The sequence below is a fragment of the Pseudodesulfovibrio halophilus DSM 5663 genome (assembly GCF_059568665.1).
Map to the genome: position 1 here is coordinate 88,881 of NZ_JCANTV010000012.1, position 14,639 is coordinate 103,519.

Annotated in this window: 12 protein-coding genes; 4 read left to right on the plus strand and 8 right to left on the minus strand. The window is 62.7% G+C overall.

Translation table 11 applies throughout. From position 1 onward, the window contains the following. Positions 1 to 3: 3 nt before the first annotated feature. On the minus strand, positions 4 to 1,647 hold the full coding sequence (argS, locus tag BR24_RS11140) for an arginine--tRNA ligase (RefSeq protein ID WP_496541556.1): 1,644 nt from the start codon (positions 1,645 to 1,647) through the stop codon (positions 4 to 6). A 186-nt stretch (positions 1,648 to 1,833) separates the two neighbouring features. On the opposite strand from argS, the gene BR24_RS11145 reads away from it, so the two are divergent. After that, complete coding sequence (locus tag BR24_RS11145) at positions 1,834 to 2,808, plus strand: ABC transporter substrate-binding protein (RefSeq protein WP_496541557.1); 975 nt, start codon at positions 1,834 to 1,836, stop codon at positions 2,806 to 2,808. Further along, positions 2,808 to 3,593, plus strand: coding sequence for an ABC transporter permease (locus BR24_RS11150; RefSeq protein ID WP_496541558.1), 786 nt, complete (start codon positions 2,808 to 2,810; stop codon positions 3,591 to 3,593). The genes BR24_RS11145 and BR24_RS11150 overlap by 1 nt, the downstream gene beginning before the upstream one ends. Positions 3,594 to 4,011: 418 nt before the next feature. Here BR24_RS11150 and gltX read toward each other — a convergent pair whose 3' ends face one another. The 6 genes from gltX to BR24_RS11180 form a co-directional block, all read right to left on the minus strand. Further along, a complete protein-coding gene (gene gltX, locus BR24_RS11155; RefSeq protein ID WP_496541730.1) occupies positions 4,012 to 5,415 on the minus strand; it encodes a glutamate--tRNA ligase in 1,404 nt (467 codons plus the stop codon). 86 nt (positions 5,416 to 5,501) lie between these two features. Continuing rightward, positions 5,502 to 5,726: a NifU family protein gene (locus BR24_RS11160; RefSeq protein ID WP_496541559.1), complete on the minus strand. Its 225-nt coding sequence runs from the start codon at positions 5,724 to 5,726 to the stop codon at positions 5,502 to 5,504. Positions 5,727 to 5,781: 55 nt separating this feature from the next. Further along, positions 5,782 to 6,858, minus strand: a complete 1,077-nt coding sequence (locus BR24_RS11165) for an HDOD domain-containing protein (protein WP_496541560.1) — start codon at positions 6,856 to 6,858, stop codon at positions 5,782 to 5,784. A gap of 67 nt (positions 6,859 to 6,925) precedes the next feature. Next, the gene (locus BR24_RS11170; protein ID WP_496541561.1) at positions 6,926 to 8,320 is read right to left on the minus strand and encodes a sigma-54-dependent transcriptional regulator; all 1,395 of its coding nucleotides are present in this window, start codon (positions 8,318 to 8,320) and stop codon (positions 6,926 to 6,928) included. Next, complete coding sequence (locus tag BR24_RS11175; RefSeq protein ID WP_496541562.1) at positions 8,317 to 10,155, minus strand: two-component system sensor histidine kinase NtrB; 1,839 nt, start codon at positions 10,153 to 10,155, stop codon at positions 8,317 to 8,319. Before BR24_RS11175 ends, BR24_RS11170 begins: the two co-directional genes overlap by 4 nt. 263 nt (positions 10,156 to 10,418) lie before the next feature. Then, the gene (locus BR24_RS11180) at positions 10,419 to 10,928 is read right to left on the minus strand and encodes a Spy/CpxP family protein refolding chaperone (RefSeq protein WP_496541563.1); all 510 of its coding nucleotides are present in this window, start codon (positions 10,926 to 10,928) and stop codon (positions 10,419 to 10,421) included. 289 nt (positions 10,929 to 11,217) lie between these two features. On the opposite strand from BR24_RS11180, the gene BR24_RS11185 reads away from it, so the two are divergent. Next, positions 11,218 to 11,457, plus strand: coding sequence for an FmdB family zinc ribbon protein (locus BR24_RS11185; RefSeq protein WP_496541564.1), 240 nt, complete (start codon positions 11,218 to 11,220; stop codon positions 11,455 to 11,457). 99 nt (positions 11,458 to 11,556) lie between these two features. Here BR24_RS11185 and BR24_RS11190 read toward each other — a convergent pair whose 3' ends face one another. After that, the gene (locus BR24_RS11190) at positions 11,557 to 12,828 is read right to left on the minus strand and encodes a (Fe-S)-binding protein (protein WP_496541565.1); all 1,272 of its coding nucleotides are present in this window, start codon (positions 12,826 to 12,828) and stop codon (positions 11,557 to 11,559) included. A 226-nt stretch (positions 12,829 to 13,054) separates the two neighbouring features. Between BR24_RS11190 and BR24_RS11195 the strand changes: the two genes are divergently transcribed. Beyond that, positions 13,055 to 14,638 carry an FAD-dependent oxidoreductase gene (locus tag BR24_RS11195; protein ID WP_496541566.1) on the plus strand — a complete coding sequence of 528 codons (1,584 nt, stop codon included), beginning with the start codon at positions 13,055 to 13,057 and terminating at the stop codon, positions 14,636 to 14,638. Position 14,639 lies beyond the last annotated feature (1 nt).

The window sequence follows — 14,639 nt, forward strand, 5'->3', positions numbered from 1 at the left end:
TGGTTACATTCGCTCGGGCGCATTCACTCCGAGCAGGGAGAGACCGTTCGCCAACACGCGCGCCACGCTGTCAAGAAGCATGAGTCGTGCGGAGGCGACTTCCGGACCTGCCGAGAGGACATGAACTTTTGTATAGTACCTGTGAAGCGTTGATGCAAGTTCTTGCAGATACATGCTGATTATATGCGGGCTCTGCTGCCTCGCGGCGGACTCCACATAGTCGGGGTACTGGTCCAGACACTTGAGCAGTTCCATGTCCTGCTCGGTGTCCAGCAGCGCCAGCGACTGCGCGGAAGGCTCGGCCACGGAAACGCCTTCGCCCTCGGCCTTGCGCATCATGGAGCAGATGCGGGCGTGTGCGTACTGCACGTAGTAGACCGGGTTGTCCATGGTCTTCTGCTTGACCAGCTCGAGGTCGAAGTCCAGCCGGGAGTCGGACTTGCGGGACAGGAACATGAACCGCGAGGCGTCGGAACCCACCTCGGAGACCACGTCGGCCAGCGTCTCGAACTGGCCCGCGCGGGTGCTCATGGCCACGGGCTCGCCGTTCTTGAGCAGGTTCACGAGGTTCACCAGAATGACGCTGAGTTGCCCCGTGCGGCCGATGGCCTCGCAGGCGGCCTGCATCCGCGGTACGTAGCCGTGATGGTCCGCGCCCCATATGTCGATGACCATGTCGAAGCCGCGCTTGAACTTGTTGTCGTGGTAGGCGATGTCCGAGGCGAAGTAGGTGGTGTCGCCGTTGGACTTGCGCAACACGCGGTCCTTGTCGTCGCCGAACTGCGTGGAGCGAAACCAGAAGGCCCCGTCCTCTTCGTATCCGAGCCCGGATTCGCGCAGGTCGCCGAAGGTCTCGTCGACCATGCCGTCGTCCACGAGGCTTTTCTCGGAGAACCACACGTCGTGCCGCACGCCGAAAGCCTGCAGGTCGCGCTGGATGCCTTCGAGGATTTCGTCCTTGCCGTAAATCTTGCAGATCTCCACCGCCTCAGCCTCGTCCATTTCGGTGAGGTCCGGGTGCTTCTCCAGAACGCGTCCGGCGATCTCGGTGATGTATTCGCCCTTGTAGAAATCTTCCGGCTCGGCGGGGTTCAGGCCCTTTATCTGGCGGGCGCGGTACAGGATGGAACCGCCGAGGATGAGCATCTGGCGTCCTGCATCGTTAATGTAATATTCGCACTCGACGTCATACCCGGCCTTTTCGAGGATGCGCGCGAGGCTGTCGCCCAGCGCCGCACCGCGCCCATGACCGATGTGCAGCGGCCCGGTGGGGTTGGCGGACACGTATTCCACCTGAACCTTCGTGCCCTTGCCGGTCTCGACGTTTCCGTAAGATTCGCCCGCCTCGCGCACGACCTTCACGGTTTCGCGCCAGAAGTCCGGGGAGAATGTGAAATTCAGAAATCCGGGCCCCGCGATGTCCACCTTTTCGATGTTCGCGTCGCCGCCGAGCGCATCCGCGAGGTCCGCCGCGATGTCACGGGGCGACTTTTTGGCCTGTTTGGCGAGCATCATGGCCACGTTCGCGGACATGTCGCCGAATTGCTTGTCCTTGGGCGGCTCGATAACGGCCTTCTCGGGCCATTCCCAGCCCTTGCCTTCCACGGCTCCCTTCAGAGCCTCTTCAAGATATGTTTTTGCTCTCATGGCGCTTTATGATCTCCTTGGATAAGTCGTCGCGCCGCTTTATCACGTTTGCCCGCGAACTCCAAGTACATGATATGCCCCCCGGCCCGCGGCCAATCTCTTGCGATTTCGCAAAAGAGCGAGTAATTACGACCAAGTCAGTTTGGTATACATTTACGATTTCGTCACCAAAAAGGAGAGTGAGCGATGAAACGACTGAGCACAATGCTGCTTTTCACGGCCTGCCTGCTGCTGGTTGCCGGACCGGCCATGGCCTCCAAGACCAAGGTCCGCGTGGCCTTCGCCACCTGGGTGGGCTATGCCCCGCTCTACATCGCGCAGGAGAAGGGTTTTTTCGATAAATACGGCCTCGACGTCGACATCATGATCATCGACGACGAATCCCAGTACGCCGCCGCCATGGCCTCCGGCAACATCGACGCGCTGGGCAACGTGCTGGACCGCGAGGTCATCCACTTCGCCAAGGGCACCCCGGAGACCGTTCTCTTCGCCATGGACGAATCCTCCGGCGGAGACGGCATCATCGCCGCCGATGGCATCGATACCCTTAAAGACCTTCGCGGCAAATCCATCGGCCTCGACAAGAGCTCCACCTCCTACTTCTTCTTCCTCACCGCCCTGCAGAAAGCCGGGGTGTCCGAAGAGTCCGTGACCATCCACGAAATGGGGGCCTCCGACGCCGGAGCCGCATTCGTGGCAGGCAACCTCGACGCCGCCGTTTCCTGGGAGCCGTGGCTCTCCAAGGCATCCGAACGTGAAGGCGGCCACGTGCTCGCCTCCTCCAAGGAGTTCCCGCGCACCATCGTCGACGTCTTCGTCATGCGCTCCGACTTCGCCGAAGAAAACCCCCATGCCGCGGAAGGCATGACCAGAGCATGGTTCGAAGCCATAGAATGGTACCGCGCCAACCCGGACGAAGGGAACGCCATCATGGGCGAAGGACTTGGCGAATCCGCGGAAGCCATCGCCGACATGGCCTCCGGCGTGACTTTCTTCGGCGCCGAGGGCAACCTCGAATTCTTCGACCGCGACACCGAAAACGACATCTACGAAGTGGCGGAACGCGCCGGCAAGTTCTGGCAGAACAAGGGAATCATCTCCGGCGAACTGGCCACGGACTCCCTCATCACCGATAAATACATCAAGGAAGCCACCGAGTAATGGCCCTCGCCAAACGCATATCCAATAAAATCAAACCGGGAACGGGGCTGACCATGGCCTCGTTCCTGGTCATTCTCGGCATCTGGGCCGCGGTGGCCTACACCGGTTCGGTCAAGGAACTCTTCCTTCCCAAACCGCACAGCGTCTTTCAGGCCTTCGGCGAAATGTACAACGAAGGCATCCTGCTCATCTACGCATGGGATTCCACCTACCGCGTCATGGTGGGCTGGGCCATGGCCGTCGCCACGGCCGTCCCGCTCGGCATGGGCATCGCCACCAGCCGGCGCCTCGCCGCACTCTTTCAGCCCCTCATGGAATTCGCCCGCTACCTACCCGTCGTCGCACTGGTCCCCCTGACCCTGCTCTACTTCGGCATAGGCGACTTCCAGAAATTCATGGTCATCTTTCTCGGCACCTTCTTCCAACTCGTGCTCATGGTCGCCGACACCACGGCAGGCGTCCCCAAAGACCTGTCCAGAGCCGCAGCCACCCTCGGCGCAAGCAAATCCCAGACCTACCGCCTCGTCCTCATCCCCGGCGCTCTGCCCGGACTCATGGACGACCTGCGCATCACCGTCGGCTGGGCATGGACCTACCTCGTCGTAGCGGAACTCGTGGCCGCAAACTCCGGCCTCGGATACATGATCCTCAGAGCACAACGCTTCCTCGCCATCGACCGAATCTTCGCAGGACTCATCATCATCGGACTGCTCGGACTCGCCACCGACTGGCTCTTCCGAATCGCCACACGAGTCATCGTGCCGTGGAGCGACAAGAACGCGTAATCACGAAACCTCTTGGGGTTGGGGCAATTTTTGTCTCCGACGGGCAGGGGCGCTGCCCCAGCACCCCGCCAAAGGGGCGGCCCCCCTTTGGAATCCCTGGATTGTCAGCGGGGTTGCAGCTGCCGGGTTCATGCGACAGCACAACTCGCGTTCCAGCTGCAACTCCGCTGACGGGGACCCATGGCTATAATTTTTGAATAGACAGCTTGAAATTCTCTAGGCTGTTACCACCGTCAGCCCCGCCAAGCCGCCTACGAACCTCGACTTTCCGAAAGCTCCAGTGCGGCTTGGCAAGCCAAATGTTTTTGGGAGATTCTTAAGAACCCTTTTGCAAAAGGGTTCTTAAGCCGCCGGAGGCACAAAAAAAGTCCGCCGACCATATGGTCGGCGGACATTTTATCATCATCTCTGGTGAGCGCTACATTTCGAGTGCGCGGCGAATACGGGCGATGGTTTCTTCCCGTCCGAGCACGAGCATGGTGTCGTAGATGCTCGGGCTTTTGGTGGTGCCGGTGACAGCCACCCGCAGGGGTTGAGCGAGCACTTTGAATTTGAGTTCGCGTTCTTCGAGGACGGCTTTGCAGGCGGCTTCGAGGGAGTCGTGGGTGAAGGCTTCTTCTGCTTCGATTCGATCGAGAACGTCCTGCAGCAGAGGCTTGGCTTCTTCGGTGAGAAACTTGGTGACGGCTTTTTCGTCGTAGGGCAGCGAGGCGGCGCTTACGATGAAGGGGCGTGCCTGTTCGACCATTTCGGGGATGGCCTTGGCGCGGGGCTGCAGGTGCGGGACGAGGGCCAGCACCTTATCGCGCGGTGCGGATGCTGCGGCTTCCTCGCCAAGTTCGCGTCCGATGAAGTCCATGACCATGTCGGTCAGGCGTTCGGGGTCGGCTTCCTTGATCCAGTGGGCGTTGACCCATTCGAACTTCTTGAGGTCGAAAACGGACGGGGAATTGCCGAGGTTGGCGGTATCGAAGAGGTCGACCATCTCCTGACGGGAGAAGATTTCCTGATCGCCGTGGGACCAGCCGAGGCGCGCGAGGTAGTTGCAGGCGGCTTCGGGCAGGTAGCCCATCTTCTCGTATTCCATGACGGACAGCGCGCCGTGGCGTTTGGAGAGCTTCTTCTTGTCCGGGCCGAGGATCATGGGCACGTGGCCGAAGGTGGGAACTTCCCAGCCCATGGCCTTGTAGATGAGAATCTGGCGCGGGGTGTTGTTGACGTGATCGTCGCCGCGCAGGACATGGTTCACGCCCATGTCGTGGTCGTCCACCACCACTGCGAGGTTGTAGGTCGGGGAGCCGTCGGAGCGGCGCAGGATCATGTCGTCCATTTCCTCGTTGTTCACGGCGATGGGACCTTTGACCAGATCATCGTAGGCGGTGACGCCGTCGAGGGGGGCCTTGAGGCGCACGACGCGGTCCGGACCGGCTTCGAGTCCCTTCTCGCGACAGGAGCCGTCGTATTTGGGCTTGCGGCCCTCGGCGCGGGCCTTTTCACGCATGGCGTCCACCTGCTCCTTGGTACAGTCACAGTAGTAGGCGTGCCCTGCCTCGATGAGCTGGTCGATCACTTCATTGTGTCTGTCGGCGCGTTGGCTCTGGTAGGTAATCTCTCCGTCGTGTTCCAGTCCGAGCCATTTCATGGCGTCGAGGATGGCGTCGATGGCTTCCTGGGTACTGCGTTCGCGGTCGGTATCTTCTACGCGCAGCAGGAATTTGCCGCCCGCGTGGCGTGCCAGCAGCCAGGAGAACAGGGCGGTGCGTGCGCCGCCGATGTGCAGAAAACCCGTGGGACTCGGGGCAAACCGGGATACGATGGTCATGTCGGTCCTCTTCTTTGTCAGTAGCAACACGGCGCCTCCGGATTGACCGGGGACGCCTGTTCGTTGGTTCCGTGTGGGTGCGGAGGCTAGTCCGCGGGCTCCACGCCCTTCACTTCGGGGATGGCCTTGAGAATGGTGCGCTCGATGGCGTTCTTCAGGGTCACCTGAGACATGGGGCAGCCTTTGCAGGCTCCCTGCAGGCGGACCTTGACGATGCCCTGATCGGTGATCTCCACCAGTTCCACGTCGCCGCCGTCGGCCTTGAGCATGGGGCGTACCTGTTCGAGCACGGCTTCAACTTTATCGCGCATATGTAGTGCCTCCGATTGAAATCTGGTGCCGAAGTAAGCCCTTTGCCGGGGGATGTCAACGCGGCTCGGGGATCAGGATGCTGAAGGAGTCCGCGAGCTCGTCCTCGAGGCTGTGGATCATGTCTTCCAGCTCTTCCGGGGTCAGGCCCAGCGCGGCCCACACTTCGGGGTTTGGCGGCTGGACGTAGTATTCGCCGCTGGAGCCGATGCCCAATCCGGTGGTGATGGTCTCGGCGCAGTGCACGAGGGCCGGTTCGGCCTCTTTCTGGGACTTCTTGGGATTATGGTGTTCGAGCACGCCCGCCACGAGGACATAGGGAAAGTTCCATTTGCGAAGCAACATTCCGCCGAGAGTGGCGTGGTCGAATCCGAGCACGTCCTTTTCGGTCTTGGAGAGCAGTTCGCCGCGGCTTCTGGCCTCTGCCAGCAGCACTCCCGCCTTTTCGGGCATGGTCTTGAAGAAAAGCAGCTGACCGATGTCGTGCAGCAACCCCGCCACGAAGGCCCGTTCGGGCTGGCCTTTGCCGGTCATGATGCACAGCCGCCTCGCCACAAGGCCGCAGGTGATGGAGTGCATCCAGAACCGCTCCATGTCCACCACCTCGGGGGGAATGTCCTTGAAGAGATTCATGACCGAGGTTCCCACGGCCATGGTGGAGAGCTGTTTCACGCCGATGACGGTCACGGCGCGGGAGATGGTGTCGATCTGCATGGGCAGACTGTAGAAGGCCGAGTTGACCATGCGCAGCAGGAAAGCGGTGAGTCCGGGGTCCTGGCTGATAATGGAGGCAAGATCGTCCGCGCTGGTGTTGGGCGCGTTGATGGCCTGCTGAAGCTCCATGAAGACCTGCGGCAGAGACGGCAGCTGCTGCTCCTTGCGCAGAAAGTCGAGGGGGTCCACTTTTTCCGTCTCGAGTTCGACGGGCGCTTCGGGAGCGGGCTTGCTTTCGTACATCTCGGGTCGGGCGGCCATGTCCTTGGCCACATGGTCGAGCCCGAGACGGGCGAGCTTCTTCATCAGCGCGTCGGGCTGATGAATGTGCCGAAACCGGCGGGTCATATAGGTCTTCGCCCGTTCCCGAATTTCCGGCGAAACGTCAATCTGCTCAGTATTAAGCTGCTCTTCAGTCATGGGCGCTCCGGAGAAGGGTGTTCAGGGTCAACCTAAATCAAATGAGGCCGAACCGAAAGCCCTAATCTCAAGCCCGACGCGTCAGGCCGTATTTCTTGAGCTTGTACTGAAGCGTGCGGCGGCTGACACCGAGGGCCTCGGCGGTGCGCTCCCGGTGTCCCTGATTCTCTTCAAGCGCGCGAACGATTGCCATCTTCTCCGCGTCCTCCAGCGATGCCGGAGAGTGCGAGGCGGGCTCGTGCTCCTGCTCGGGAGTGCCCGCCCCCGTGATCATGGGGGGCAGCAGATCGGGGCCGAGGGCGTCGGAGCGTGCCAGTATGAGCGAACGTTCGAGGACGTTCTCCAGCTCGCGCACGTTGCCGGGCCAGTCGTAGCGGGTTAGCGCCTCCAGAAAGGCCGGGGTGACGGTGCGCACGTTCTTGCGGTTCTTCTCGCCGAGCTTGCCGAGCAGGAAGCTGACCAGCAGCGGCAGATCGTCCTTGCGATCGCGAAGCGGCGGGATGCGGATTTCGAGCACGGCCAGCCGGTAATAGAGATCCTCGCGGAAGCGGCCCGCCTCCACTTCGGCCAGCAGGTTGCGGTTGGTGGCCACGATGATCCGCACGTCGGTCTCGACTGTGCTTACTCCACCAAGCGGTTCCACGGTTTTTTCCTGCAATGCGCGCAGGAGCTTGGCCTGAAGGGCCGGCGGCATCTCGCCGATTTCGTCCAGAAACAGGGTGCCACCGTCGGCAAGCTGGAAGCGTCCGGGCTTGTCCTTCACCGCGCCGGTGAACGCGCCCTTGACGTAACCGAACAGCTCGGATTCGAGCAGGTCGTCAGGCAGTGCGGCGCAGTTGACTTTGATGAGCGGCTTGTCCGCGCGAAGGCTGGCCTGATGCAGGGCCTCTGCCACCAGCTCCTTGCCGGTGCCGGACTCGCCGAGCACCATGACGGTGGCCTCGCTGGGCCCCGCCTGCGCGATGAGCTCCCGCACCCGCTGGACGCCGGGGCTCGCACCGATGAAGTCCACCCCGCTGCCGGAACCCTTGCGAAGGCGTGTATTCTCCCGCAGCAGCCGATGATATTCGTGGGCCTTGTCGAGAACGGCCTTGAGCTCTTCGTTGTCCGCCGGCTTGGTGAGATAGTCGAATGCGCCCTTTTTCATGGCCTCCACGGCGGACCCCACGCTGCCGAACGCGGTCAGCAGCACCACCGGAAGACTGGGGCGGCGCATGTTGAGCTCGCGCAGCAGCTCCAACCCGTCCATGCCGGGCATCTTCATGTCCACGAGCGCAACGTCCGGGGGGCAATCCGCGGGATTGCAGCCGTCGGTCGCCAGCGCGGCCAGTTCCTCAAGAGCGGATTCGCCGCTGTCGGCCTCGGCCACGTTCCATCCGGCGTCCTCCAGAACGGCCCGGACCATCAGCCGGTGGCCGGGTTCGTCATCAACTATGAGTGCGGTCTTTCTTTCTTCGCTCATACGTCGTCCTCGATGTCGGGAAAGAACAGCTTTACGGCGGTGCCGTGTCCCGGTTCGGATTCTATTTCGACGCGGCCCTTGTGGGCGCGCATGATGTTTTGCACGATGGCAAGCCCGAGTCCGGTTCCGGACCGCTTGCCGGTGGTAAAGAACGGCTCAAGCGCCTGCTTGCGGGTCTCCTCGTCCATGCCCGCGCCGTTGTCCTCCACGATGACCCAGACCCCGCCCTTGCCGTGACGGGTGCGGAGCACCACCTGCCCGTTCTCGCGGTCGCCGATGGCGTCCAGCGCGTTGGTCACGAGGTTCAGCAGAATCTGGCGCAGCGCGTCTGCGTCCGCCATGGCGTGCGGCGCCTGAAAGTCGGTCTGCGGCGCAACCTGCCGGTGTTCGAGGTCGAAGTGCATCAGCCTGCTCAGGGCCTCTGCGGCCTCGGCGATATCCACGGGTTCGGGGGCCAGTGCCCGGGGGCGCGCCAGATACAGCAGGTCCGTCACCACCCGGTTCAGGCGGTCGGCCTCCTGCACCATGGTGGCGGCGTAGGCATCCATGGGGGCCTGCCCCTTGAGCTTCTCCGCAAAGAGCTGGGCAAAGCCGCGCAGCGAACTTAACGGGTTGCGAACCTCGTGGGCCACGCCTGCGGCAAGCTGTCCCACCGCGGCCAGCCGGCGCGCTTCGTCGAGGTCCTCCTCAAGACTCTTGATGCGGGTGCGGTCGCGGATCAGCACCAGACGGCGGCCGAACTCCTGAGCGTCGTCTTCGTCCTCGGTGAACGGGATGGAGAGGATTTCAAGGCGTCTTCCCTCAAGATCGTACTGACGCCAGTCGTAGCCGTCCCCGATCTCGCTGCAAGGGAACTCATTCCAGTTGCGCCCCAGAAGATTGGGCGGCTCGTCATCCTGCGGTCCGAGCAGCATCTTTGCGGACCCGTTCGCTGCGAGGATGGTGCCGTCGGAGTCAAGCGTGACCAGACCGTCGGGCATGTTGTCCAGCAGCCTGTTCTGGAACTGCTCCATGCGGTCCAGCCTGCGGCTCTGGTCGCGCCTTCTCAGATACGCGAAGGCCAGCGACCACAGAACCACGGCCGCGAGAAAAACATACCCGGTCTGCAGGATGGCGGCGCGTCGATACTGGCGAAACTGCGCCATGTGCTTGGCGGCGTTGATCCCCACAACAAGATAGGCCGCGGGCGGATTCAGGCGCTTGCCCTGTCCGCGCTCGCCATTCTCGTGCATCATGCCCCGGCGACCGTGCATCATGCCTCCGCCGCCGTGCATCATGCCCCGGCGCATGCCGCCCTCACCCGGCTGCTCGCAGTCTTCGCCCTCTTCACAGTCCAGCGCGGGCCGCTTGCCGCCGGCGATGAAGGCAAGCCCCGGCTGCATGAGCAGACCGGAAACCAGCACGTCGCTGCCCTTGAGCTCACTCAGCACATGCCAGGCACTGCCGGAGTTGATCACGGCCCCGTCGTCGGGGAGCTTCAGCCGGAGCCCGTCGCTGTCGGCTGAGGCGATAAGCGGTTTGCCGTCGGGATTGTAGACGCCCACGAAGGCGATGTCTTCGGCAGAGGAAAGTTCGGAAAAAAGGTCTGCCGCCACTGTGGGGAAAAGCGAGGTGACTTCGGGATTGCCCCGCATACCGCGCATGATGCGCATGAGATTGGCTTCCACGCCGCGCAGGATTGAGCCGCCTGAGAGGATCATGTGCTCGCGCACCAGCTCCTTCTGGCGGTCGATGCTGCGCCACGTAAGAAAAACGCTGCCGAGTCCGAGCACGATCAGCGCCAGTACGAGTGCCACCACCGGGCCGTGTTCGGATCCTATCGAACGTACTTCCATCGGAATCCTTGGTTAGCGGTCTCGACGCCCGCCGCCGCGTGCGCTGCGCGCGACCTTATGCCCGAAACCGGCCTTTTTCAAGGCCGCCCAGCCGCCGGACGCTGCGAAACGAGGCTCCGCACCCTTCCGGGGCACTTCACCCGATACCACGGCAAGAGCCGCCATGGAACCGGGGGAATCGAGATACGGGGCAGCGGCGCCCAAACCACTGCCCCGAATCACTACCGTTTTCGGTTGACTGTCTAGTGTCCTGTTACCGAAATCTACCAGCGGTTCATTCCATGACCGCGTTCGTAGCCGTGCGATCCGTGACCGCCGCCGCGAACGTCTCCGTCAAGGTAGGCGCAGTTGTAGCCACCGCCGCGGCGACCGCGCCCGTCGAAACGCAGCCCGGTCTCGGCTTCGATCTCCTCGGCCATGGCCGCACGGTTGTCCCGCATCTGCTCGCGGATGTCGGTCAGCTCGGCCACGAGCGCGTCGATGCGCTTTTCATCCGGGTTGCCGGAGTTGGCGAACGCTTCGAGCTTGATGTGCGCAGCGCGAGACTTGTCGCGAAGCTCGATCTGCTTGGCGCGGTACTTTTCGAAGATACCGTCAACCGCGGCCTGCTTTTCCGGAGTCAGCTGGCTGTAGAAGCCGTTGCCGTGTCCGTAGCCTGCGCCGCCCGGACCGCCGCATCCGCCGCGTCCGTAACCCGGACCGGCATACGCCATGGCGGCCATGGACAGCATTGCGATCGCAACGATGGAAAAGATGAGTGTCTTCCTGGTCATGAAATTCTCCTTTGCCTTATAGTGAGAGTGTGATGCCCCGGAGGGCCTTTTCGCCTTTCGCACTCTCATCAAAGCACCCGACGTGCCAAAGTTAACATTTCCTTCAAATTCAGACGATTACACTAATCACACCACCCTACAGCCAAGCACAGAGAAAGCCGCTGCGCAATATATTGCACTCTTTTTTGCACAAAAACCCTTCTTAAAGTGCAACACACCCGCTCTTGACAATCCGCCCTCGCGAACCAATCTTATGGAGCGCGCCAATACAATCCACAAGGAGCAAGCCATGCCCATCTATGAATATGAATGCCCCGATTGCCGGAAACAGTTCGAGGAGCTGGTTTTCGATCCCGACGAGACCCCGGAGTGCCCGTCGTGCGGCGGGAAAAACGCCGCAAAACTCATTTCGCAGGTGAACACGCGCGGCGATGTGAGCGTCGAGATTCCCGACTTCAAGAAGGCCCTCGGCGACAAGTACGGAGCGGGCGGCCCAGGCGGCGGATGCGGGTCCGGCGGCTTTTCCTGAGGATAGTTTTTCGTCCCCGGTCCGGGGACATGCACAAAGAAAGGCGGCAGGGTGACCCTGCCGCCTTTTTTGTGCACACATATTTTGGGTATGAACGAATCAAAGCCCGAGTTCGGCAAGGTCCTCGCCGAGGTAGGCCCGCTCGTTTTCGCCGAGGATGCCCAGCGAGAGGCAGATGAGGGTCCAGAGGTGGACCGTGTGCCAGCCCCCGCCGAAGTGGTCGGTGATGTCGTGAATCTGCGAGTGGCAGTTGTGACAGGGGGTGATGCAGTACGCGGCCCCGGTGGCCTCGATCTGCTCGAACTTGCGCAGCCCGTAGGTACGGCGTTCCTCGGGGAATCCGCCCTGAAGCGCCCCGCCGCCCCCGCCGCAGCAGTAGTTGTTGGAGCGGTTGGGGTGCATGTCGATGAAATTGTCCTCGCCCACGACCTTCCTGACCACGAAGCGCAGGTCGTCGGCCACATCGTCGCCCAGCGACTTGCGCACCAGCTGACAGGGGTCCTGCACCGTGAACTTCACGCCGGTGGTGTTCCAGTCGCTGTTCACGGGCAGCCGCCCTTCGCGAATCCAGCGCGCGTAGTGCGGGATGATGCTCTCCAGCCTGAACGAGGGGGTGATCCCGAATTTTTTCAGTCCGGCCCGGACTGCGTAGAATTCGTGGCCTCACTCGGTGTTGAGCCAGACCTCGCTGCCCAGCTCCTCCACCGCCCGAACCTTGGTGCGGACGATGTTTTCCCAGGCCTCCTCGTCGGCGGCGAACATGCAGTAGTTCTCGGCGGCCCAGCCCACGGAGCTGTACGTCCAGTCCGCGCCCACCACGTTGAGGATCTTCCAGAGCGGCACCATCTCGTCCGGCTCGGTCATGGGCTCGCGAGAATTCTGGTTCAGGAAAAACTTCGCGCCCTTGCGATTCATGGAAACGCTCAGGTCGGCCTGCGCGGGCTGGGTCTCCTTCACCTCTTCGAGCATGTCCTCCACAACGAACTCGAAATCCTCGGGGCGCGCGCCCATGGCGGAGCCGGTGTCGGTTCGCAGCGCCACGTCGCAGGAGCCGATGATGCCCTTGGGACGCTTTTCGCGCGGCCAGCGTGTTCTGGCGTGGTACACGAGCCGGGGAATGTCGATGTTCATGGGGCAGACGTGCGTGCAACGCTGACACATGGTGCACATCCAGACCCACGGGGTGGTTTCGAGCTGCTGCTCCATGTTCAGGGCGGCCATGCGCAGAAACTTGCGCGGGTCCATGTCCGCCAGCCCCGAGGCGGGACATCCGGACGAGCACAGGCCGCAGGTCAGACACATGTCGTAGTTGCCGTCGCTCGGCAACAGGGACTGCGCCTGTTCCTTGAAGGATTTTCCGTATTTCTTCATGGGATGAAACTCCGGTTTGCTGTGCGGGGCAAGGGCACCCGACGAGCCGCTCATACTGCATGCGCCGGTGGTGAGCAAGTATTTCGTCCCCGGCTCCCGGCCCGGTTGCACCGTCCTGTCGGAGCGGGCAGACTTGCGGGGCCGAAACAATTCCTATACACGAGTCGCGTCTTTTGGATACCATCCATGGACGTTCAACGCACTCCACACCTGCGAGGGTAACATTGTGGGCACAAGGAAAACAATCCAGACCCAGGTCCTGATCATCGGCGCCGGAGCCACCGGCACCGGAGTCATGCGCGATCTGGCGCTGCGGGGCGTGCACTGCGCCCTGGTTGACCGCTCCGACGTGAACGCCGGGGCTTCGGGCGGCAACCACGGCCTGCTGCACAGCGGCGGCCGATACGTCTCCAACGACGCGCACGCTGCGACCGAATGTCGCGAAGAGGGCGACATCCTCAAGAGGCTCGCGCCCCAGTGCGTCGAGGAAACCGGCGGTTATTTCAGCGCCGTCGCCGGGGACGACGAGAATTTCATCGCCGACTTCAAGGCCCACTGCGAAAAATGCGGCATAGACTGCACCGAAGTGGACCCCGCCGAGGCGCGTGAACAGGAGCCGCATCTCGCCGAGGACACCATTGCTGTCTACGAGGTGCCGGATGCCTCCGTGGACCCCTTCAAGCTGTCGCTCGAAAACGTGGCGCACGCCAAACTCCTCAACGGCAGCAAGTACCTGCGCCGCACCGAGGTGATCCGGTTCGACATCGAGAACGGCCGCATCCGCGCCGCCGTCTGCCGCGACGTGGACACCGGCGATGAGCTGCGCGTCGAGGCCGAACAGTACGTGAACGCCGCCGGGGCATGGGCCGCGGCCGTGGCCGGACAGGCCGGGGCGTCCATCGACATGCTCTACTCCCGCGGCACCCTGCTGGTCACTCAGGAGCGGCTCTCCAGACGGGTCATCAACCGCCTGCGCCCGCCTTCCGATGGCGACATCCTCGTTCCGGGCGGCACGGTTTCCATCCTCGGCACCACCAGCGTTCGCGTGAACGACCCCGGCGACGCGCGTCCGACGGTGGAGGAAGTGGACCGCAACGTTGAGCAAGGCCGGCCCATGATGCCGATCCTCGCCCACACCCGCTACATCCGGGCCTACGCCGGGGTTCGCCCGCTGGTGCTGCTTGGCGACGGGGAAGGCGACGGTCGCAGCGTATCCCGCGAGTTTTCCCTTTTCGACCATGAGGACGTAAACCTCTCGAACTTCTGCACCATCACCGGCGGCAAGCTGACCACCTACCGCGTCATGGCCGAAAAATGCGCCGACCTCGTGGCCGCGCGCCTCGGCGTGAGCGCGCCGTGCCTGACCGCCACCGAGCCGCTGGCCGAGGTCAACGCCTGCGAATGGACCGAACCGGGACGCGCCCCGAAGATTTGGGCGCGAAACCCCGACGCGGACGACCCCATCCTGTGCGAATGCGAGATGGTCCCCGCCAGCGCCATCGACGAGATCATGAACGACTGTTCCGAATTCATCCCGGACCCCGGGCTTCAGGCGCTGGGACTGCGCAGCCGCGTGGGCAAGGGGTCCTGTCAGGGCTCGTTCTGCGGCATGCGCATCGCCGCGCACCTCTACGACACCGGACGGTTCGACTCCCCCGACGGCCTGAAAAAGATGCAGGGCTTCTTCGCCCAGCGCTTCAAGGGGTTGCGCCCCGTACTGTGGGAGACGCAGCTCGTGCAGGCGGAGCTGGCCGAAGCGCTCCACTGCGGCCTGCTGGGACTGGAACAGATCGAAGGGGAGGACGACTAGT

What these genes read in the sequence shown, in the direction of transcription:
- argS (WP_496541556.1), bottom strand. Translation starts at nt 1,647, where the DNA reads ATGAGAGCAAAAACATATCTTGAAGAGGCTCTGAAGGGAGCCGTGGAA.
- BR24_RS11145 (WP_496541557.1), top strand. Translation starts at nt 1,834, where the DNA reads ATGAAACGACTGAGCACAATGCTGCTTTTCACGGCCTGCCTGCTGCTG.
- BR24_RS11150 (WP_496541558.1), top strand. Translation starts at nt 2,808, where the DNA reads ATGGCCCTCGCCAAACGCATATCCAATAAAATCAAACCGGGAACGGGG.
- gltX (WP_496541730.1), bottom strand. Translation starts at nt 5,415, where the DNA reads ATGACCATCGTATCCCGGTTTGCCCCGAGTCCCACGGGTTTTCTGCAC.
- BR24_RS11160 (WP_496541559.1), bottom strand. Translation starts at nt 5,726, where the DNA reads ATGCGCGATAAAGTTGAAGCCGTGCTCGAACAGGTACGCCCCATGCTC.
- BR24_RS11165 (WP_496541560.1), bottom strand. Translation starts at nt 6,858, where the DNA reads ATGACTGAAGAGCAGCTTAATACTGAGCAGATTGACGTTTCGCCGGAA.
- BR24_RS11170 (WP_496541561.1), bottom strand. Translation starts at nt 8,320, where the DNA reads ATGAGCGAAGAAAGAAAGACCGCACTCATAGTTGATGACGAACCCGGC.
- BR24_RS11175 (WP_496541562.1), bottom strand. Translation starts at nt 10,155, where the DNA reads ATGGAAGTACGTTCGATAGGATCCGAACACGGCCCGGTGGTGGCACTC.
- BR24_RS11180 (WP_496541563.1), bottom strand. Translation starts at nt 10,928, where the DNA reads ATGACCAGGAAGACACTCATCTTTTCCATCGTTGCGATCGCAATGCTG.
- BR24_RS11185 (WP_496541564.1), top strand. Translation starts at nt 11,218, where the DNA reads ATGCCCATCTATGAATATGAATGCCCCGATTGCCGGAAACAGTTCGAG.